Genomic DNA, 20,155 nt, shown 5'->3' with positions numbered 1-20,155 from the left:
TCCCTGTCATTACACCTACCACCCTGCGCGCTCCGGTCAATCTGCGCGCCAGTCGAGGATCCCCCGATGGCATTGATGTTTCGCTGGCTTATCCGATTGGCGGTGTTTCTCGTCGCGCTGAGCGTCGTGGTTTTGGTGCTGGTCTATTGGTTCGCCGCGCGGTCCTTGCCCGATTATGACGATACGGTCGAGGTCGCGGGCGTCAGCGCCCCGGTCGAGATCGTGCGCGACAACGCCAATGTGCCGCATATCTTCGGGCAGAGCGATGAGGATGTCTTTTTCGGCCTCGGCTTCGCCCATGCCCAAGACCGGCTGTGGCAATTGATCACCCTGCGCCGCACCGCGCAGGGGCGGCTGTCCGAGGTCTTCGGCACTGCCACCATCACCACCGACAAGCTGATGCGGCGCTATGACATCTACCGGCTTGCCGTGGCGGCGGCGGATAAGCTCGACCCCGAAACCGAAGCGGCGCTTGAGGCCTATTCCGCCGGGATCAACGCGCGCCTCGACCAGATCAACACCGAAGCCTTGGGCCGCGGTGCGCCCGAGATGTGGCTTTTCAATGCGCCCATGGCGCCCTGGCGGCCCGCGGATTCACTCGCGATCACCAAACTCATGGGCCTGCAAATGTCGGGCCATCTGGAGGCCGAGGTGCTGCGCGCGCGCGTGTCTTTGGAGTTGAGCGATCCGGACCGTCTGCGGGACATCCTGCCCGAAGCGCCGGGCAGCGGGGTCGCCGCCCTGCCCGAATATGCCGCCCTCTTCCCCGAGGTCAGCCGCCGCCACGCCGCCGCAGCGCCAATGGCGCGCCACCCGCTGTCGCCCTTCAAACGGCAGGCCTTCGCCGGGGCTTCCAACGCTTGGGCCGCCGCGCCCTCGCGCTCTGCCGCGGGGGGCACGCTTTTGGCCAATGACCCGCATTTGGGCTTCACCGCCCCCGCGATCTGGTATCTCGCACGGTTGGAGCTTGAGACCGGCGGCGTGATCGGTGGCACCATTCCAGGGATGCCGGTGGTGCTTACGGGCCGCAGCGCCGATCTGGGCTGGGGGCTGACCACCGCCTATGTCGACGATCAAGACGTCTATATCGAAGAGTTGAACCCCGACAATGCCGAGGAATACCGCACCCCGGACGGGTTCAAGAAGTTCCGCAAACGCGCGTCGATCATCAATATCGCCGATGCCGATCCGATCACCGTCACCCTGCGTTGGACCGACAATGGCCCGGTGCTGCCCGGGAGCCACTACAACCTTGGCAGCATCACCCCGCCAGGGCATGTGGCCTCTGTCGCCTCGACCCTCTTTACCGAAGAAGAGACCTCGCTGGCCGCCGCGATGAAGGTGATGCGCGCGAAATCGGTGCAGCAGGCGATCAATGCCGCGACCGACTATGTGGCGCCCGCGCAGAACCTCACGCTTGTCGACCGCGACACCATTGCGATGAAGACCATCGGCGCCATGCCGCGCCGCGATGCCAATCACCAAAGCCAAGGGCGCATGCCCAGCCCCGGTTGGATCGCCACCAACCGCTGGGACGGGATGCTGCCCTATACCGCGAACCCTGAGTTCATCGCCCCCGCAGGCGGCATCCTTGGCAATACCAACAACAAAACGGTCGACCGCCCCTTCCCCAACCATGTCTCTTTTGTCTGGGGCGACACGCAGCGGGTGCAGCGCTGGCAACGGCTGATGCAGAATCGCGAGGTGCATACCCGCGACAGTTTCATCGAAGCGCAGCTTGATACCGTCAGCCCGACGGCCCGGTCGCTGCTACCGCTCATCGGCGCCGAGCTGTGGTTCACCGGTGAGGCCGCCCCCGACGGCACGCCGGAGCGCCAGCGCCAGCGCGCGCTCGATCTGCTCGCCGGTTGGTCGGGAGAGATGAACGAACACCTGCCCGAGCCGCTGATCTATGCCGCGTGGATCCGCGCCTTGCAGGACCGGCTGATCCGCGACGAATTGGGACCGCTGGCCGAGGAGTTCACCCATATCCAGCCGCTCTTTATCGAACGCGCCTTTCGCGATGTGCAGGGCGCTGCGAAATGGTGCGACGTGCGCCAATCCGCCCCGGTGGAGACCTGCCACGACATGGCGCGGCTGGCGCTCGACGACGCGCTTTTGTGGATCAACGAGACATGGGGCACGCAGCTTGAATCGCTCCGCTGGGGCGACGCGCATCAGGCGACTCATGACCACCCCGTGCTGGGCGACGTGCCGCTTTTGCGCTACTTCGTGAACATCCGGCAGTCGACCTCGGGCGGGGACAACACCCTGCAACGCGGGCTGACACGCGGCACCGGCAAAGACCCCTTCTTTAACGTGCACGGCGCGGGCTATCGCGGCGTTTACGATTTTGCCGATCCCGACAGTTCGGTCTTTGTCATCTCCACCGGGCAATCGGGGCATTTCCTGTCGCGGCATTACGATGATATGGCGCAACTCTGGCGGCGGGGCGAATATATCCCGATGTCGCTGGACGCCGAACTGGCCCGCGCCGCCGCCGTGGGCGTGACCCGATTGGAGCCTGCCCAATGACCGCCCGCGTGATCTTGCTGAACAAACCCTATGGCGTGCTGTCGCAATTCACCGACAAAGGCACCGAAGGCAGCACCCGGCCCACCCTCTCCGCCTATGTCGATGAAAAGGGGTTTTATCCTGCCGGGCGGCTTGACCGCGACAGCGAAGGGCTTTTGGTGCTGACCGACCACGGCCCGCTTCAGGCCCGCATCGCGCATCCGAAATACAAACGGCCCAAGAGCTATTTGGTGCAGGTCGAAGGCACGCCGGATGCCGCGGCGCTCGACGCTCTGCGCAAAGGTGTCGAACTGAAGGACGGTCTGACGAAACCCGCCCAAGTGGATCAAATCGACGCGCCCGATCCGCTTTGGCCGCGCGACCCGCCGGTGCGTTTTCGCAAGACGGTCCCCGACGCTTGGCTGCGCATTACCATCCGCGAGGGGCGCAACCGGCAAGTGCGGCGCATGACGGCCCATGTCGGCCTGCCCACCCTGCGGCTGATCCGCGAAAGCGTGGGCGACTGGACGCTGGCCGGGCTGCAACCCGGCGCATGGCGCTGGTCGACCGAAACGGGCCGTTAGGTAAAGGCGCGGGTGATCGCCACCCCCGCCGTCGCCGCCGTCCCGGTCAGGACCGAGCCCCAAGCGAAATCCCGCGCGACCATGGCCCATGTCCAATCCTTGAGCGTCGCCAGATTGGTGAACTCATAGGTGCCATAGCCCATCGCCCCGATCAGCAACGCATTGCCAAAGACCCAGAGCAGCGAATGACCCTGCACCATCGCGGGCCAAGACACGAACCACAGCACCACGGCCACGAAGAAGGCGTAGAAGATCAGCGCCGGGGCCATGCGGAATTCATCCAACAGCCAGTTGCCGATATCACGCTCGAACGCAGGTTTGATGAGGTAGGTCAGCCCGAGATAGTCCAGCCCGAGAAAGATGACGACGGTTGAGAGGTAGAGGATAACGAGGGTCATGTGGCGCGCTCCGTTTCTGGTCATAGGACCATATGCGGCGCGACGCGCGGAATTCGATGCCGGGGGCGGCAAAATTTCACCGCCCATGGCAAACCCGTCAAAGTTGCTGGTATTCCGCCTCTTGCCGCGCGGACCAGCGCACGGTGATCTCGAACCCGTCGTCGGTCTGGCGCTCGCCCTCGACCACGTCCTGCGCGAACAGCCAGGCGCGTTTCTTGCCGTCGGCGAAACCGAGGGTCAGCAGAGCCTCGCGCACGGCACCTTGCAGCGCCTCGGCGATGGTTTCTTGCAGCGTCTCCAGCCCCTCGCCGGTGATGGCCGAAATCGCCAGCACGTCATCGTTGCGCGCGGCACGGGCACGCATGGCCTCGGCCCGGTCGTCGGGCAGCAGGTCCAGCTTGTTCCAAACCTCGAAACTGCGGGTCTCTTTCGGCACGCCGAGAGAGGCGAGAATATCGCGCACGTTCTGCGCCTGCTCCTCGGTCTCGGCGTGAGAGACGTCGCGCACATGGCAGATGATATCGGCGGCCAAAACCTCTTCCAGCGTGGCGCGGAAGGCGGCGACGAGTTCCGTGGGCAGATCGCTGATGAAGCCCACCGTGTCGCTGAGGATGATCTCAGGCCCGTCGGGCAACACGAGGCTGCGCATGGTCGGGTCGAGCGTGGCAAAGAGCATGTCTTTTGCCATGACCTCGGCCCCGGTCAAGCGGTTGAAAAGCGTGGATTTCCCGGCGTTGGTATAGCCCACTAGGGCCACGATCGGGAACGGCACCTTCGCCCGTGCGGCACGGTGCAACGCGCGGGTTTTCACGACCTTTTCCAATTGGCGGCGCAGGCGCACCAATTGGTCGTCAATGGCACGGCGGTCAGCCTCGATCTGGGTCTCACCCGGCCCGCCGACAAAACCCAAACCGCCGCGCTGCCGCTCAAGGTGGGTCCATGCCCGGACAAGCCGCGTACGCTGATAGTTCAGCGCGGCCATCTCAACCTGAAGCACCCCTTCGCGGGTCGCCGCACGGTCGCTGAAAATTTCGAGAATCAGCCCGGTCCGGTCGAGCAATTTGACCCCCCAAGCCTTCTCAAGATTGCGCTGCTGCACCGGGGTCACGGGGCCATCGACCAGCACGAGGTCGACCTCTGCCCCCTTCATGCGCTGCTCGAGCTCTTCGATCTTGCCCTTGCCGAACAGCATACCCGCATGGACCGTGCGCAGAGGCACGACTTCGGAGCCGACGACCTGCAACTCGGGCAGCGCCTCGGCCAATGCCACGGCTTCTGCCAGCGCGGGCTCGGGCGCGCGCCGGTCGTTGTCGGACTTGATATCAGGATGCAACACCCAAGCGCGCGTTACGCGGGGCCCGTCGCTGTTGTCGATCTGAAATGCTGGACGGCTCAAGAAGCGTCTTCGCCCTCATATAGGCTGATCGGCTGGCTTGGCATGATGGTCGAAATCGCGTGTTTGTACACAAGTTGCGATTGACCGTCGCGGCGCAGCAGAACGCAGAAGTTGTCAAACCAAGTAATGACGCCCTGCAATTTGACGCCATTGATCAGGAAAATTGTCACCGGTACTTTGGTCTTGCGAACGTGGTTAAGGAACGCATCCTGAAGGTTCTGTCTGTCTGACGCCATCGTAGTCTCGCCTTTTGTTCTTGCTGGCGTCCGCGTACCGGACCCCCCCATTGCCTCAAGTATGGAGTGCGAAAGCGTGAGTTTCCAGCCCCAATATCAGAGGACTAGGACGGTTCTAGCGCTAAACGTGTCAAGCGCGCCACAAATTCGGGGTCATCAGCGCAATAATCGCCAAGGTTTCCAGCCGCCCCAGCACCATCGCGCCGCTTAGGATAACTTTGGCCGCCAATCCCAGCTCGATCAGGTGGATGGGCTTGTCGGCGGCATGTTCGATCAGCGGCCCCGTGGTGGAGAGCGTGGCCACCGACATGACCACCGCCGCATCGAAGGAGGCGCCGGTCAGGGTCAGCAGCAGGGTCACCCCGGCCAGTGACATGGCGAAGAGCATGAAGAAGATCCAAGCGATGAAAGCCCCGTTGCTTTGCAAACGCCGCCCGGCCGCCCCCGCCCCGCTGACGGAGTTGGGATAGACCAGCCGGTCCATCTCGCGCACCCCGTTTTGGTAAAGCGCGAAGACCCGCAGCAGTTTCACCCCGCCCGCCGTGGTGGCCACCCCGCCGCCGATCAGCGCAAGCCCCATGAGCACCAGCCCCGGCGTGCGCAGCCCCGACCAATTCTGCGCGTCGGCCCAATGCTCAGAGACGAAACCGGTGGTCGACAGGAAGGACAGCACCGTGAACAGCCCGCCCCAAAGCGCGTGCAAGGCCCGGGTGCCGTCGACCTCAACCTCAACCTCAAAAGCGCCGATCCAATGGCGCGCGAACAGCAGCAGCGGCACGCCGATCACCACCAAAAGACCGATGCGAAACTCAGGGTCGGTCATCAGCCCGCCTTGGGTCGCCGTGACGGTATCCTTGGAAAAGGTCAGCCGCGACAGGGCGAAAAGCATGAAGAGCATCATCACCGCCTCGCCGGTAACGCCGACCTGCGCCTCGGCCACGCCACCGATGGGCGAAATGCCCGAAGTCGCCATGACCGACATGGCATGGCAAAGCGCCACCAAGGCCGTCTCTCCGCCGATGACCAGCAAGAGCCACAGCAGGAGCGTCAGCCCGAAGTAGATCGGCAGCAGCGCTTGGGTGGTGCGCAGCAGCCGTTGGCGCGGGGTGATCCGGCCCATCCGCGTGTTGATCCGGTCATCAGGCCGCCCCGGTTCGGCCTGCGCCGTGACCTCGAAGCCGCCCAAATGCAGCGGGGCCAGAATGGCCGAGGCCGTGACCCACATGAGCAGCCCGCCCATCCACCCGACCTGCGCGCGCCACAGATGCAGCGTGTCGCTCAGCCGTTCGGGACTGAACATCGTGGCCCCGGTGGTGGTCAGCGCGCTGACCATCTCGAAATAGACATTCACGAAACGGGTCGTCGGCAGCGCCTCAAGAAAGGGCACCGCAAAGAACACCGGCAGGAACACGAAGGCCGAGAGCAGCGACAGAAGCGGCCCAAGCGCCCCGTCCAAAGGTTTGCGCCCCGCGTGGGCGATGGCGATGAGCGTGAAGGCCACAAGCCCCAACAGCCCCGCATAGAGAAAGGCGCGACTGGCCAGATGATCGTTCATCACCAGCCCGTGGATCGACGGCAGGATCATCGACAGGGCCGAGACGCCGAACAGCTGCAAGAACAGCGGTAGCTGCACGATCTCGCGGCGGATGCCGGTCGGGCCTATGCTGGTCGGTTGCGTCACAAAGGCGCTCCTGCGCTTAGAAAAAGTCGATTGAGACCTGCAAAAGCTGTTCGACCCGCGGCACATCCTCGGCCAGCGCAAAGAGGGCGACCACATCGCCTTCGTCGATCCGCGTGCTGCCCAAGGGGCGAATGACCTTGCCTTCTTTGCGCAGCATGCCGATCAAAACCCCTTCGGGGAAGTCGATTTCCGAGACTTTCTTGCCCGCAAGGGGCGAGGTTGACAGCACTTCGGCCTCAATCACCTCGGCTTCGGCGTCACCGATGGAATAGACCGCCCGCACCCGGCCATGGCGGATGTGACGCAGGATCGAACTTACGGTCGTGGCGCGCGGGTTGATATAGGCGTCGATGCCAAGGTGGGTCATCAGCGGCACCAGCGTTGGGTCGTTGATCAGCGCGATGACATAGGGGCAGCCCTCGGCCTTGGCGCGGACACAAGACAGCATGTTGGTCTTGTCGTCGTCGGTCACCGCCAGCATCGCGTCGGCACGGCTGATGCCCGCCTCGGCCAGCAGGGCCGCATCCAGCCCGTCGCCATTGAGCACGATTGTCCGTTCCAACCCTTCGGCAGCGCGTTCGGCGCATTTTCGGTTCTTCTCAATCATCTTGGTGCGCACGCGCAGAGGCCCGCTCTCCAGATGCTGCGCCACGGTCAGGCCGACATTGCCGCCGCCCACGAGCACGACACGCTCTTGCTTGGTGGTTTGCTTGCCGAAAATCTCCATCGTGCGGGCGATGTCGTCGTGATGCGAGAAGACATAGCAATCATCGCCCACGAAAAGCTGATCCTTCGCCTCGGGCGCGAAAAGCGTGCCATCGCGGCGCACGCCCACAACCACGGCGCGCAGAGTTGAGAAGAGATCGGTCAGCTGCCGCAGTGGCGTGTTCACCACCGGGCAATCGCTGTCGATCGAAATCCCCAGAAGCTGCGCCTGCCCCTCCATGAAAATCTCGGTATCGAAAGCGGCGGGCGCGCTGAGCCGTTGAAGCGCGGCGGTCGCGACCTCCTTCTCGGGGGAAATCACCACGTCGATCGGCATGTGATCGCGGCGGTAGAGATCAGAGTAAATCGCGTCGAGATAGGACTGGCTGCGCAGCCGCGCGATCTTGCGGTTGATGCCAAAGACCGAATGCGCGACCTGACAGGTCACCATATTGACCTCGTCCGAATGGGTCGCCGCGATGATCATCTCGGCGTCGCGCGCGCCTGCCCGGTCCAGCACATCGGGGTAGCTGGCGAAGCCGGCGATGCCCTGCACATCCAACGTATCGGTGGCGCGGCGGATCAATTCTGCATTGCTGTCGACCACGGTCACATCGTTGCGCTCTCCGCTGAGGTGACGGGCAATCTGCCAACCCACCTGCCCTGCGCCGCAAATGATGATTTTCATGAAGGCTTCCTTACCCTGAGCAAAGATCGTGTGAGGGTTGTCTTGGGTCGGTTAGAGGGCATGACAGATGGGTTGGCAAGGGTCAAATCAATTGTCTTTGCCCCGCAACGGCGGCATGATGGGGCCATGAAACCGATATTCCCTCGCCCCTCCCGCGCCGCTGTCGCCCTGACCTTTGTCGGCTTGGCGGCGGCGGCCTGTGCGCCGCTCAACACCTATTACAAACCGGGCGCGAGTGTCGCGCAGGTCAATCGCACCACCACCGCTTGCGAGGTTCAGGCCCTGCGCGACGTGCCGATCTCGACGCAAATCCGCCGCGAACCGCCACGCTATGTGCCCGCGCGGCGCCACTGCGATGCCGACAACAATTGCACCACACGGGGCGGTTTTTATGTACCGGGGGAATTGGTGACCTTTGACCCGAACGAAGACCTGCGCAACCGGGTCGAGGCGCAATGTATGGCCGACAAAGGTTTCGCGCCCGTGTCGATCCCCGCCTGCCCCCGCAATGTGGCCCGCGCCGCACCGACACGCGCGACGACCACGCTGCCCGCGCTCAACCCTAAATCCTGCGTGATCCGCAACAGCGATGGGTCGTTCCAGATCGTCACCCAAGGGTGACGCAAGCGCGCGGAGCAGCCCCCGCGCGCGCGACCGGCGGGGCTTAGCCCGCCGCTTCGACTTCCTCGTCAACATGGGCCACGCGCACGCCCGCTTTGGCCGAGGTCACGACGCCAAGCGATTTCAGCTTGCGGTGCAGGGCGCTGCGCTCCATCCCCACAAAATTCGCGGTGCGGCTGATGTTGCCGCCGAAACGGTTGATCTGGGTCAGCAGATACTCCCGCTCGAAAGCTTCCCGCGCTTCGCGGAGGGGCAAAGTCGCCAGCGCGCCCGAGAGCACCACGCGCCCCTCATCGCCGCCGTTCTCCTCCTCGCCCGGAAGCTCCCGCGCTTCGATCGGGCCGGTGCCATCGCCGAGAATCAGCACCCGTTCGACAAGGTTCTTGAGCTGGCGCACGTTGCCCGGCCAGACCATCGTTTGCATCAGCGCCACCGCATCCTCGGTCAGCGCGCGTTGCGGCAGCCCCTGCGAGGTGTTGAATTCGGCGATGAAATGTTCGGCCAGCAGAGGAATATCCTCGCGCCGCTCTTCCAAGGATGGCACGGCGATCGGCACGACGTTCAGACGGTGATAGAGTTCCTGCCGGAAAGTATCAGCCTTGATCGCCTGATCCAGATCGCGGTTCGTCGAAGAGATCACCCGCAGATCGACCCGGACCTTATCCGTCCCGCCAACGCGGGTGAATTGTTGATCGACCAGCACGCGCAGGATCTTGGACTGGGTGCCAAGCGGCATGTCGGCGACCTCATCGAAATAGATCACCCCGCCGTGGGCCTGCTCCAACAACCCCGGCTCGACCCCGCGGTCCGGCGTCTCGCGGCCAAAGAGCACCTCTTCCATCCGATCCGGCGCCACCCCGGCACAGTTGACGGTGACGAAGGGCGCCGAGGCGCGGGCCGAATGGGCATGAATATAGCGCGCGGCCACTTCTTTACCCGACCCTGCGGGGCCGGTCAGCATCACCCGGCCATTGGATTTGGTCACCTTGTCAAGCTGCCCCAGCAGAGCGCGATAAGGCGCGGAGGTGCCGATCATCTCGGAGGTCGCCACATCGCGGCGCTTGAGGTTCTGGTTCTCACGGCGCAGACGTGAGGTTTCCATCGCGCGGCGGATCACCACTAGCAACTGGTCGATGTTGAACGGCTTTTCAATAAAATCGTAAGCGCCCTGTTTGATCGCCGCCACGGCAATCTCGATATTGCCATGGCCCGAGATGATCACCACCGGCACATCCGGGTTGTCGCGTTTGACCGTCTTGAGGATGTCGATCCCGTCCATGCGGCTATCTTTCAGCCAGATGTCGAGGATGATCAGCGCCGGTGCCTCGGTGTTGATCTCGGCCATCGTCTCATCCGAATTGCTGGCCAAGCGCGTGGCGAAACCTTCATCCTCAAGGATGTCCGAGATCAACTCACGGATGTCGCGTTCGTCGTCTACAATCAGAATGTCACTCATCTGCCTTATCCCCTTGGTCTGTCGTTGCGTCGATGGCCAAGGGCAGCGAAATGACTGCCATGGCACCGTTATGGTCTTGCCCGTCGAATGCGGGCGCGGTTTCGAGCGTCAGGCTGCCGCCGTGTTCCTCGATAATCTTTTTGACGATCGGCAGGCCAAGCCCCGTGCCTTCGCTGCGCGTGGTCACATAGGGCTCGAACAGCCGGGCGCGGTCTTCGGGCAGGCCGATGCCATTGTCGGCAATGGTCAGCCGCAAAAGCCGGTTCTCGGGCGTGAGCGTCACACGGATCTGCGGCTCGTGCCCTTCGGGCGCACCCTCTTTCTTCAGGCTTTCAATGGCTTCGCCTGCGTTCTTGATCAGATTGGTCAGCGCCTGCGAAATCATCGTGCCGTCGATATTGGCCATCACCGGCTCTGCGGGCAGGTCGAGTTTGATCGCCACGTCTTCCTGTCGGCTTTGCTGAAGCAGCACCGCGTCGCGCAGCAACTGCCGGATGTCCTGACGGCTGGTTTCCGGCTCCGGCATCCGCGCGAATTTCGAGAATTCATCCACGATGCGCCGCAGGTCACCCGTCTGGCGAATAATCACGCCGGTCATCTGCTCCAGCGCGTCATCATCGCCCTCGGCCATCTTGGGGCCGAACTTGCGGCGAATGCGCTCGGCACTCAGCTGGATGGGCGTCAGCGGGTTCTTGATCTCATGCGCGATGCGGCGGGCCACATCGCCCCATGCGGCCATGCGCTGCGCCGAGACCAGATCGGTCACATCGTCAAAGGCCACCACATAGCCCTCAAGATCGCCATCCTTGGACCGGCGGGTCGCCATGCGGACCAAGAGGTTCTCCATCGCCCCTTGGCGGGAGACCTTGACCTCGGCCTGCGCCACCTCGTCCGAGGCGGCCTTTACTGTCTCGAACAGCGGCCCGAACTCCGGCACCGCAAGGGTCAGGGGCAGGCTTTGCTGATCTTCGGACCAATCCAGCAGCCGCATGGCCGAGCGGTTCACGAAGGTCACGCGCCCCTCGGGGTCGAGCCCCACCACGCCCGAGGTCACCGAGCTTAGCACGGAATCGAACAGGCGGCGGCGGCGTTCGATCTGGTCGGTATTCTCCAACAGCGTCTCCCGCTGGCCCTTCAACTGCCGGGTCATCTGGTTGAAGTAGCGGCCCAGCATGGCGATCTCGTCATCGCCTTCTTCTTCGCGGACCTGCACGTTCAAATCGCCCGCGCCCACCTGCTGCGCGGCCCCCGTGAGCCGCCCAACCGGGCCGGAAAGCCGCTCGGCAAACCACAGGCCCAGCCAAACGGCGGCCAGAATGAGGATCACCGCAAAGCCCAGATAAACCAGCGCAAATTCAAACAACAGCCGCCCGCGTTCGGATTCAAGCTGTTGGTAGAGGCGCACCGTCTCCTTGGTTTCATCCAGCAGCGCCAAAATTTCACCATCCACCGCGCGGGAGACATAGAGGAAACGATCGACATAGGCGTCCATCGGCACCAGCGCGCGGAATTCATTGTTGGGCCAATCCTCGATGACCAAAAGCCCCTCTTCGCTGGCGGTTTCCAGCTGCGCCTCGGTGGGGGCCTCAAAATCAAAGAGATAGGACCGATCCCCCCGCGCACGGATCTGCGCGGTGCTGTCGATCAGGAAAGCCTCGCGCAATCCGCGCTGGATTTGCCGCTGGCCCTCGCCCAAAAGCTCACTGTCGCTCAGGTTGATGCCCTGCGCGCGGGCGCTGTCGATGCTGCGGGCAAGGGTCTGCGCGTCCAAGATCAGCGCCTCGCGCTGCTCGGCCTCGTAAGCCTCCGCCGCTGCCAAAGACGAGCCGACCACGCCGCTGACCCGGTCGGAAAACCAGCCTTCAAGCCCGACATTCACCGTGAGCCCCGCGAAAATCGCCACCGTGACAGTCGGGATCAGCGCCATCAGCGCAAAGACCCCCGTCAACCGCAGGTGCAACCGCGACCCCGCCGATTTGGCGCGCCGCGCCGAGATCAGCCGCCCGACTTGGATCAGCACCAGCGCCGCCACCAGCAGCACATAGACGAGGTCGGACAAGAGAATGAGCCGCAGGTTGAGCGTATCCGCCCCCTGCCCTAGCGGCCCGAGCGCCAGATAGGTTGCCAGCGCCAAGACCGGCCCCAGCACCACCAGCCCGAAGGTGGACCAATTGCGCAGCCGCTTGACCCGCCTGAGACGCCCCAACCGCTCGAGCTTAAACCTGCGTGACCGGGTTGCCACCCGCATACCTCACCGATGTTGTGATGCATCGCTGCATCAACCGCCATATTATGTGGTCCTGAACGGGGGAGTTCCCCGATGGCCACTGTTATGTGGCTCTTTTACATCATCTTGCGGCCCCGTGTCACCTCAATATCGAGGTCGGTGATCTTCTTACGCAAAGTATTTCGGTTAATTCCCAGCAAAGCGGCACATTTAGCTTGGTTCCCCGCCGTGGCGGCGAGGGCGATTTCGATCATCGGCAGTTCGACCTCACGCAGAATCCGCGCGTAGAGGCCCGGCGGTGGCAGCATGGAGCCGTGCAAATCAAAGTAGCGTTGCAAATGCCGCTCGACCGAGGCGCCCAGCCGTTCAGTATCGGCCTCGGTCTGCATCGGTGCCGGGCCGCTTTGCGCGCCCAGCAGTTGCTCGGCCTCGCTCGCCGTGATCTCAGCCGCTTGGCTGGCCAGCGCGAGTTGCCGCATCGCATGTTCCAACTGGCGCACATTGCCGGGCCATGGGAATTTCAGCAAGATCTGCGCGGCCTTGTCCGACAGCTTGCGCGGCGAGGCAGGGCCGGGATTGGCGCGGGCCAGAAAATGGTCCGCCAGAAGCGGGATGTCTTCGACCCGATCCCGCAGGGCGGGCACTTCGAGGGTCGCCCCAGACAGACGGTAATAGAGATCGCGTCGCAGCTTGCCCTCTTGCATCGCGGCATCCAGATCGCTTTGGCTGGTGGCCATGAAGCGCGGCGCGTCATCGCCCGGCGCGTCCATCATCCGCACCAGACGGGCTTGGATATCTTGCGGGAAATCGGCGATCTCATCGATCATCAGAGTGCCCCCGCCGACCCGCGCCAGCACCCGCGAGGGGCCTTCGATATCCGCAAGATCGGCATCCGTCACGGTCACGAACGGCAGGCTGCGCCGGTCTGAAAAGTCGTGTATCGCCCGCGCGATCAGTGACTTGCCCGAACCGCTCTCGCCCCAGATCAGCACCGGCAGGTCGGTGTTCATCACCCGCGCCACGGTGCGGTACAGCGCCTGCATCACCGGGGTGCGGCCAATCATCGGCAGATCGTCACGCTCTGCGTCGATTTCGGCGCCGTCGTCGGCAGCGGCCTTGCGGCTCAGCGTCGTGCGCTGCTCCAAAGCACGCGCCGTGCGCTTCATCAGATCCGGCAAGTCGAAAGGTTTGGGCAGATAGTCAAAGGCTTCGGCCTCTGCCGCCTTGATCGCCGTCATGATCGTGTTCTGCGCCGAGATCACGATCACCGGCAGGCCGGGCCGGTCCTGCGCGATTTTCGGCAACATTTCCAATCCGTTGCCATCGGGCATGACCACGTCAGAGATCACCGCGTCGCCCTTGCCCTCGCTGACCCATCGCATCAGGGTGGTCAGGCTTGAAGTGGCGTGCACCTTGCAGCCCGCGCGGGTCAGCGCTTGGGTCAGAACGGTGCGGATCGTGCGGTCGTCATCGGCGACGAGGATGGTGCCATCCATGTCAATTCTCCTTGAGGGCAGCGGCGCCTGCGCGCGGCAGCGAAATGCGGAATGCGGTTCGACCGGGGGCGGAACTGACAGAAATCCAGCCTCCATGGTCTGAGATGATCTTGCTCACCAAGGCGAGGCCCAGCCCGGTGCCATTCTCGCGGCCCGAGACGAAGGGATCGAAAACATCGGCGCGGATATGATCCGGCAGGCCGGGGCCATCGTCGATCACTTCGATCTGGAGGGGCAGCGGCTGGCCATCCCCATCGGCGCGGCGCAGTTGGAAGCCATGTTCATAGAAACTGCGCAGCCGGATGGTGCCCCCCGCCTCGCCCGCTGCCTCAGCCGCGTTGCGAATGAGGTTGAGCAAGACCTGCAAAAGCTGATCCTTGTCGCCAAGCGCGGGCGGCAGAGAGGGGTCGTAATCCTCGGTGATTTTCATGTGCGAGCCGAAGCCCAGCAAGGCCGACCGGCGGGCGCGGTCCAACACGTCATGCAGGTTCACGGGCTTGCGCTCGGGCGCGGTCAGATTGCCGAATTGTTCGACCTGTTCCAGCAGTTTCACGATGCGGCGGCTTTCGGCGACGATCAGATCGGTTAGCTCCAGATCATTCTTTGAAAGGTTCATCGACAAAAGCTGCGCCGCGCCGGTGATCCCGGCCAGCGGGTTCTTGATCTCATGGGCCAGCATCTCGGCCATGCCGATGGCGGATTTGGCGGCGGATTTCACGCTGTGATCTTGGGTGATGCGCCCGGCCAATTCGCGCGGCGTGATCATCAGGACCATCTCGCCTGCGCCGCCCACCAGCGGGGCGATCTGCAAGCCGCATTGCAAGGGGGCGCGCTGCATCGCGCCCACATCCACGTCATTGACGAAAAGCGGCGTGCCTTGCAGCCGCGCACGGGCGAATGCAGCCTCAAGCGGGTGATCCACCGCGATCAACTGCCAGATCGACTGGCCGATGGTGGCGCGGGCGGAGGCATTAAGGAAGCCTTCGGCAGAGGGGTTCAGATCGACGACCTGATCATCGGCACCGACGATGAAGGCAGGCACCGGCAAAGAGGTCCAAACCTGCCGCTCCGGGGTCTCGCTTCTCATGCTGCGGCCCGGGGTTGGGCGGTGGCGGCGTCATATTGCATGGCCTCCGCGATGAGATCGAAAGTGGTTTTCACCTCCCGTGCCGTGAGCAACGCGCGGCGCAGATCGGCAGGGGTGGCGCAGTGATCCATATACCAGCCCAGATGTTTGCGCGCGACCTTGGCACCCAGTTCGGCCCCGTAGAAACGCAGCATCTCGTCGTAATGTTCGGCCACCATCTCGGCCATCGCCTGCCCTTGCGGGATCACCGGCTTGGACCGTCCGTGCAGATCATGGGCAATCTGCGCCAGCAGCCACGGCCTTCCTTGCGCACCGCGGCCCACCATCACACCATCCGCCCCCGACAGCCGCAGCGCCGTGCGCGCCGTGTCACTGCCGATGATGTCGCCATTGGCGATGACGGGAACATTCACGGCCTCTTTCACCGCCCGGATCGCGGCCCAATCGGCGCGGCCCTTGTAGAACTGACAGCGCGTGCGCCCGTGGATGGTGATCATCTGCACGCCCACCTCTTCGGCCCGTTTGGCGATCGGGGCGGCGTTGAGCATGTTGTCGTCCCAGCCGAGCCGGGTTTTCAGCGTCACCGGCACCTTGACCGCGCCGACCACGGCTTCGATCAGCCGCAGCGCGTGATCGGGGGTCTTCATCAGCGCCGAGCCGGAGGCGCCCTGCGTCACCTTCTTGGCCGGGCAGCCCATGTTAATGTCGATGATCCGGGCGCCCATCGCCTCAACCACGCGGGCGGCTTCGGCCATCGGTTCGGCCTCACGCCCCGCAAGCTGAACCGAGGTGCCGATGACATCCAGCCCCAGTTCCGCCTTCTCTCGCGTGCCGGGGCGGCGGCTGAGCAATTCTTGGCTGGCGACCATCTCGGACACGACCAATCCGGCCCCGAATTGCGCCACGAGGCTGCGATAGGGCAGATCGGTGATCCCGGCCATCGGAGCGAGGAATACCGGGGGGTCGAATGTCAGGGGGTCGGCGGTCACATGCTTATTCCTTGTGCGGTCCCTTGCTGTGTAGCTCTGCCACGGGGTGACCTCAATAAAACTACCCTGAAAAGCAGCTATGCGCCAAGGCGCTGCCCATTTTTTAGGCAGTCACCCCAGATTGCACCCCGTCGCCGCATTGCCTAGACAGGACCATGTTCGCCAGCTTTTCCGGATTGTCCAAATGAGTATCGCAGCTCTGATCGTTGCCGCAGGACGCGGCAGCCGCGCCGGCGGTCCGCAGCCGAAGCAATGGCAGGCGCTGGCAGGGGCGCGGGTGATCGACCACACGCTCGCCGCCTTTCGCGCCCTGCCCCAGATCACCGAGATCGTGTTAGTGCTGAACGCGGACGACATGGATCAGGCGGCGGCATTTACGGCGGATGGCATCACCGTCACCACCGGCGGGGCGGACCGCGCGGCCTCGGTCCAACGCGGGCTTGCGGCGATCCAGCAGGCGACGAAGGTGCTGATCCATGACGCCGCGCGGCCCTGTGTTTCGGCTCAGATCATCTTAGGCGTGATCGACGCGCTTAACCAACATCAAGCCGCCGCGCCGGGGCTGCCGGTGAGTGACGCGCTTTGGCAGGGGCACGAAGGCCGCGTCACCGGCACCCAAGACCGCAGCGCCCTTTTCGCCGCGCAGACACCGCAGGGCTTTGACCTCGCCGCGATCCGTGCGGCGCATGCGGCTTATGACGGCCAAGCGGCGGATGACGTCGAAGTCGCCCGCGCTGCTGGCCTGACCGTTGCCATCACCCAAGGCAGCGCCGATAACCTGAAAATCACCCGGCCCGAGGATTTCACCCGCGCCGCCCGCATATTGGAGACCCGCATGGACATTCGCACCGGCAACGGATTTGACGTGCACGCTTTCGGCCCCGGAGATCACGTGACCCTCTGCGGCATCGACATTCCACATACGAACGGGCTCGTCGGCCATTCCGACGCCGATGTGGCGCTGCACACGGTGACCGATGCCATCTACGGCGCGCTTGCATGCGGCGACATCGGGCAGCATTTCCCGCCGAGCGACCCGCAGTGGAAAGGCGCGCGCTCCGATATCTTCCTGCGTCATGCCGCAGAACTGGCGCGCGACATGGGTTTCACCCTCACCCATGTCGATTGCACGCTCATTTGCGAGACCCCGAAGATCGGCCCGCATGTGCAGCCGATGCGCGCCGCGATGGCCGAGATGCTGGGGATTGAGATCGACCGCGTATCAGTCAAGGCCACCACGAGCGAGCGCCTCGGCTTTACCGGGCGGGGCGAAGGCATCGCCTGTATGGCAACGGCAACATTGGTGAAATCATGACCGCAGCACATCTGATCGCGACGCTTCTGGGCGTTGGCCATATCCGCCCCGCGCCGGGCACTTGGGGGTCGCTCATCGCCCTGCCCTATGCTTGGCTTTTGCATGTGTTGGGGGGCTTTCCGCTGCTGGTGATCGGGCTTTTGGTGGCCATTCCATTGGGCTGGTGGGCCACCGGACGCTACACCGCGGGCGGCCCGGACCATGACCCCGGAGAGGTGGTGGTCGATGAATTGGTTGGCCAGTGGATCGCGCTGTTGCCGCTGTCCTATGCGGCATGGTCGATGCAAATCCCGATCCTTGCCATGTGGCCCGGTTGGATCGCCGCCTTCGCGCTGTTCCGGCTGTTCGACATCTCCAAACCGCTGATCATTGGCTGGGCCGACCGTTTGGGCGGGCCTTGGGGGGTGATGCTCGACGATATCTTTGCCGGGGTTTTCGCGGCGCTCGGCGTCATGGCGCTGGCCGCACTTTATCACGGGGTGCTGTAAATGAGCCTTGCCGCGCAACTGTTGGAAAAGGCCCGCGAAACCGGCGCGATGGTCGCCTGTGCGGAAAGCTGCACCGGCGGCATGCTCGCCGCCGCGCTGACCGATCTGCCGGGCTCCTCAGCGCTGCTGGACCGGGGTTTCGTCACCTATACCAATGCCGCGAAGATGGCGATGCTGGGCGTGTCGGAGGAGACGCTCGCGGATTGGGGCGCGGTCTCGGAACAGGTCGCCGCAGAAATGGCGGCGGGCGCTCTGGCGCGGTCCGAGGCGCGGACCGCCGTCTCCATCACCGGCATCGCAGGCCCCGGCGGGTCAGAGCACAAGCCCGAGGGCCGCGTCTGTTTCGGCCTTGCCACGGCAGCCGGGGTTCAGACAGAAACAATGGAGTTCGGCGCGCAGGGCCGTGATGCCGTGCGCTTGGCCGCCCGCGACCACGCGCTCGGCCTTTTGCTGCAAGGTTTCGCGGCGCTTTAACCCTTGGGGCCGTAAAGCTCTTTCGCGCGGTTCTCAAAGGCGCGCACGATACGCTGCATCGCTTCGTTGAAAACCACGCCGATGACCTTTTGCAGGATGGCGTTGCGAAATTCGAAATCGACAAAGAAATGCACCTGACAGCCTTCGAGGTTATCCTCGAAATGCCAGTTTGATTTCATATACTTGAAGGGCCCGTCGAGGTATTCCGTGTCGATCTTCTTGGCCTCGGGCCACAGCACGACGCGGCTTGTGAACCGCTCCCGAAAGACTTTGAACGAGATCACCAGATCGGCGTCCATCACCCGATGATCGCCGCGGTCCTCATCGCTGCGAATGCGCGCGGCGGCGGTCCAGGGCAGGAATTCAGGATAGCGGCCCACATCGGCGACAAGATCATACATTTGTTGCGCGCTATAGGGCAGTTGGCGGGTCTCTGAGTGCGTAGGCATTGCGTTCCGTAGCGTTGCGGGTTAACCCCCTATTTCACGTCTCAACCCCGCAGATTCAAGGGCAAAACCATGGCACACGGGCCTTATGTCATCGACGAAATGATCTCGGCCAAGGCCATCGCGGCGCGGATCGAAGATCTTTGCCGTGAGATTCATGGTGAATTCAACGGCACCGATAAATTGGTCGTGGTCGGTCTGCTACGCGGCTCTTTCGTCTTCATCGCCGATCTGGTGCGCGAGTTGGACCTGCCGATCGAAGTCGATTTCCTCGAAGCCTCCAGCTATGGTGACGGCATGGAGAGCAGCCGAGAGGTGCGCATTCTCAAAGACTTGCGCGGTGCCATCGAAGGGCGCGACGTACTGGTCGTCGAAGATATCGTCGATACCGGCCACACGCTGCACCATGTCACCAACCTGCTGCGCTCGCGTGAGCCTGCGCGGTTGAAATCCATCGCCCTGCTCGACAAACCCACCCGGCGTGAGGTCGACCTCAAGGCGGATTGGACCGGCTTTGAAATCCCCGATGAATTCGTTGTGGGCTATGGCATCGACTTTGCCCAACGCGACCGCAACCTGCCCTTCATCGGGAAAGTCCGTTTTACGTGATGGACCCGCGGTGGCTGCTGCGCATGTCCCAATGGGCGCGCAATCCACCGTCGACGAAACGGGTGATCGTGGTCTTCGCGATCATCGCGGCGGCCTTGGCCGTGGGGCTTGTCGAATGGCTGGGCTACTGGCCTGACTGGGCCACGGCAGAGCGTATCCCCCGCCGGTTCTGACCTGCCCGCAGTCTTATCCCGCTGATCACATTTTTGTTTTTTGCGACCTGCCCCTGCCATGTTACGCTGCGGCAAGAAAAGGGAGATGACCATGCATTTGACCAAAAGCATTACCGCCATTGGTATCAGCGCCGCCTTGATTGCCACCGCAGGCTTCGCCGCCAGCCATAGTGAGAAAGCCGCCAGCGCCGCCGTGAACGCGCGCCACGCGCAGATGCAACTGATTGCCTATCATACCGGCATTCTGGGCGGCATGGCCAAGGGCGAGACGGAGTATAACGCCGAGATGGCCACCGCCGCCGCGACCAATCTGAACGCCGCCGCCGGTTTCGCGCCGGGCACCCTCTGGCTTGAAGGGACCGAGCAAGGCGCTATCGAAGGTTCCCGCGCCAAGGCCGAAATCTGGAGCGACCCCGAAGGGTTCAACGAAGCGCTGATGGCGCTGGAAACCGCCAGCGCTGATATGATTGAGGCCGCGGGCGCCGATCTGGATGCGCTGAGGGCGGGCATGGGCGCAATCGGCAAGGCTTGCGGCGCTTGCCATGACGATTACCGCGGCCCCAAGAACTGAT

Annotated in this window: 20 protein-coding genes; 9 read left to right on the top strand and 11 right to left on the bottom strand. The window is 63.6% G+C overall.

The genetic code is table 11. The annotated features are described in order from the left end of the window. The first annotated feature begins 66 nt into the window (after nucleotides 1–66). Both ACGYLA_RS06110 and ACGYLA_RS06105 read left to right on the top strand, forming a co-directional pair. Nucleotides 67–2,535, top strand: a complete 2,469-nt coding sequence (locus ACGYLA_RS06110; RefSeq protein ID WP_394431097.1) for a penicillin acylase family protein — start codon at nucleotides 67–69, stop codon at nucleotides 2,533–2,535. Then, entirely contained in the window at nucleotides 2,532–3,098 is a 567-nt protein-coding gene (locus tag ACGYLA_RS06105) for a pseudouridine synthase (protein WP_271687376.1), read from the top strand. The genes ACGYLA_RS06110 and ACGYLA_RS06105 overlap by 4 nt, the downstream gene beginning before the upstream one ends. Here ACGYLA_RS06105 and ACGYLA_RS06100 read toward each other — a convergent pair. From ACGYLA_RS06100 to trkA, 5 genes are all read right to left on the bottom strand, one after another. Beyond that, a complete protein-coding gene (locus tag ACGYLA_RS06100) occupies nucleotides 3,095–3,496 on the bottom strand; it encodes a DUF2177 family protein (protein WP_394431095.1) in 402 nt (133 codons plus the stop codon). The two genes, ACGYLA_RS06105 and ACGYLA_RS06100, sit on opposite strands and share 4 nt — an antisense overlap. Nucleotides 3,497–3,593: 97 nt before the next feature. After that, nucleotides 3,594–4,892, bottom strand: a complete 1,299-nt coding sequence (gene hflX / locus ACGYLA_RS06095; RefSeq protein WP_394431093.1) for a GTPase HflX — start codon at nucleotides 4,890–4,892, stop codon at nucleotides 3,594–3,596. Next, entirely contained in the window at nucleotides 4,889–5,128 is a 240-nt protein-coding gene (gene hfq, locus ACGYLA_RS06090) for an RNA chaperone Hfq (protein WP_007119530.1), read from the bottom strand. The genes hflX and hfq overlap by 4 nt, the downstream gene beginning before the upstream one ends. Before the next feature lie 130 nt (nucleotides 5,129–5,258). Then, on the bottom strand, nucleotides 5,259–6,809 hold the full coding sequence (locus ACGYLA_RS06085; RefSeq protein ID WP_394431091.1) for a TrkH family potassium uptake protein: 1,551 nt from the start codon (nucleotides 6,807–6,809) through the stop codon (nucleotides 5,259–5,261). Nucleotides 6,810–6,825: 16 nt separating this feature from the next. After that, complete coding sequence (trkA, locus tag ACGYLA_RS06080) at nucleotides 6,826–8,202, bottom strand: Trk system potassium transporter TrkA (protein ID WP_067264064.1); 1,377 nt, start codon at nucleotides 8,200–8,202, stop codon at nucleotides 6,826–6,828. Between the two features lie 126 nt (nucleotides 8,203–8,328). Between trkA and ACGYLA_RS06075 the strand changes: the two genes are divergently transcribed. Continuing rightward, complete coding sequence (locus ACGYLA_RS06075; RefSeq protein ID WP_394431088.1) at nucleotides 8,329–8,823, top strand: hypothetical protein; 495 nt, start codon at nucleotides 8,329–8,331, stop codon at nucleotides 8,821–8,823. A gap of 43 nt (nucleotides 8,824–8,866) precedes the next feature. On the opposite strand, the gene ACGYLA_RS06070 is transcribed toward ACGYLA_RS06075, so the two are convergent. The 5 genes from ACGYLA_RS06070 to dusB form a co-directional block, all read right to left on the bottom strand. Further along, a complete protein-coding gene (locus ACGYLA_RS06070; protein ID WP_394431086.1) occupies nucleotides 8,867–10,279 on the bottom strand; it encodes a sigma-54-dependent transcriptional regulator in 1,413 nt (470 codons plus the stop codon). After that, a complete protein-coding gene (locus ACGYLA_RS06065) occupies nucleotides 10,272–12,527 on the bottom strand; it encodes an ATP-binding protein (RefSeq protein ID WP_394431084.1) in 2,256 nt (751 codons plus the stop codon). Before ACGYLA_RS06065 ends, ACGYLA_RS06070 begins: the two co-directional genes overlap by 8 nt. 95 nt (nucleotides 12,528–12,622) lie before the next feature. Further along, on the bottom strand, nucleotides 12,623–14,002 hold the full coding sequence (locus ACGYLA_RS06060; protein ID WP_394431082.1) for a response regulator: 1,380 nt from the start codon (nucleotides 14,000–14,002) through the stop codon (nucleotides 12,623–12,625). Between the two features lies 1 nt (nucleotide 14,003). After that, the gene (locus ACGYLA_RS06055) at nucleotides 14,004–15,089 is read right to left on the bottom strand and encodes a nitrogen regulation protein NR(II) (protein WP_271687400.1); all 1,086 of its coding nucleotides are present in this window, start codon (nucleotides 15,087–15,089) and stop codon (nucleotides 14,004–14,006) included. Next, nucleotides 15,086–16,078, bottom strand: coding sequence for a tRNA dihydrouridine synthase DusB (dusB, locus tag ACGYLA_RS06050; protein WP_394431080.1), 993 nt, complete (start codon nucleotides 16,076–16,078; stop codon nucleotides 15,086–15,088). The genes ACGYLA_RS06055 and dusB overlap by 4 nt, the downstream gene beginning before the upstream one ends. A 184-nt stretch (nucleotides 16,079–16,262) precedes the next feature. Between dusB and ACGYLA_RS06045 the strand changes: the two genes are divergently transcribed. Genes ACGYLA_RS06045 through ACGYLA_RS06035 form a run of 3 tightly spaced genes read left to right on the top strand, consistent with a single transcriptional unit; the run spans nucleotide 16,263 to nucleotide 18,355 of the window. Further along, nucleotides 16,263–17,393 carry a bifunctional 2-C-methyl-D-erythritol 4-phosphate cytidylyltransferase/2-C-methyl-D-erythritol 2,4-cyclodiphosphate synthase gene (locus ACGYLA_RS06045; RefSeq protein ID WP_394431078.1) on the top strand — a complete coding sequence of 377 codons (1,131 nt, stop codon included), beginning with the start codon at nucleotides 16,263–16,265 and terminating at the stop codon, nucleotides 17,391–17,393. Then, complete coding sequence (locus ACGYLA_RS06040; protein ID WP_394431075.1) at nucleotides 17,390–17,881, top strand: phosphatidylglycerophosphatase A; 492 nt, start codon at nucleotides 17,390–17,392, stop codon at nucleotides 17,879–17,881. The genes ACGYLA_RS06045 and ACGYLA_RS06040 overlap by 4 nt, the downstream gene beginning before the upstream one ends. Then, on the top strand, nucleotides 17,882–18,355 hold the full coding sequence (locus ACGYLA_RS06035; protein WP_394431073.1) for a CinA family protein: 474 nt from the start codon (nucleotides 17,882–17,884) through the stop codon (nucleotides 18,353–18,355). On the opposite strand, the gene ACGYLA_RS06030 is transcribed toward ACGYLA_RS06035, so the two are convergent. Beyond that, nucleotides 18,352–18,804, bottom strand: coding sequence for a type II toxin-antitoxin system RatA family toxin (locus ACGYLA_RS06030; protein WP_168613460.1), 453 nt, complete (start codon nucleotides 18,802–18,804; stop codon nucleotides 18,352–18,354). The genes ACGYLA_RS06035 and ACGYLA_RS06030 overlap by 4 nt on opposite strands. A 69-nt stretch (nucleotides 18,805–18,873) precedes the next feature. On the opposite strand from ACGYLA_RS06030, the gene hpt reads away from it, so the two are divergent. The 3 genes from hpt (at nucleotide 18,874) to ACGYLA_RS06015 (ending at nucleotide 20,154) form a co-directional block, all read left to right on the top strand. Next, a complete protein-coding gene (gene hpt / locus ACGYLA_RS06025; protein WP_067264049.1) occupies nucleotides 18,874–19,410 on the top strand; it encodes a hypoxanthine phosphoribosyltransferase in 537 nt (178 codons plus the stop codon). Then, nucleotides 19,407–19,583, top strand: coding sequence for a hypothetical protein (locus tag ACGYLA_RS06020; RefSeq protein ID WP_394431178.1), 177 nt, complete (start codon nucleotides 19,407–19,409; stop codon nucleotides 19,581–19,583). Before hpt ends, ACGYLA_RS06020 begins: the two co-directional genes overlap by 4 nt. Before the next feature lie 91 nt (nucleotides 19,584–19,674). Next, entirely contained in the window at nucleotides 19,675–20,154 is a 480-nt protein-coding gene (locus ACGYLA_RS06015; RefSeq protein ID WP_394431071.1) for a c-type cytochrome, read from the top strand. Nucleotide 20,155 lies beyond the last annotated feature (1 nt).

The sequence above is a fragment of the Sulfitobacter sp. 1A13679 genome (assembly GCF_043557115.1).
Taxonomy (GTDB): Bacteria; Pseudomonadota; Alphaproteobacteria; order Rhodobacterales; family Rhodobacteraceae; genus Sulfitobacter; species Sulfitobacter faviae.
The sequence above is the reverse complement of the archived record's forward strand: the minus strand, read 5'-3'. Positions and strand labels throughout refer to the sequence as shown.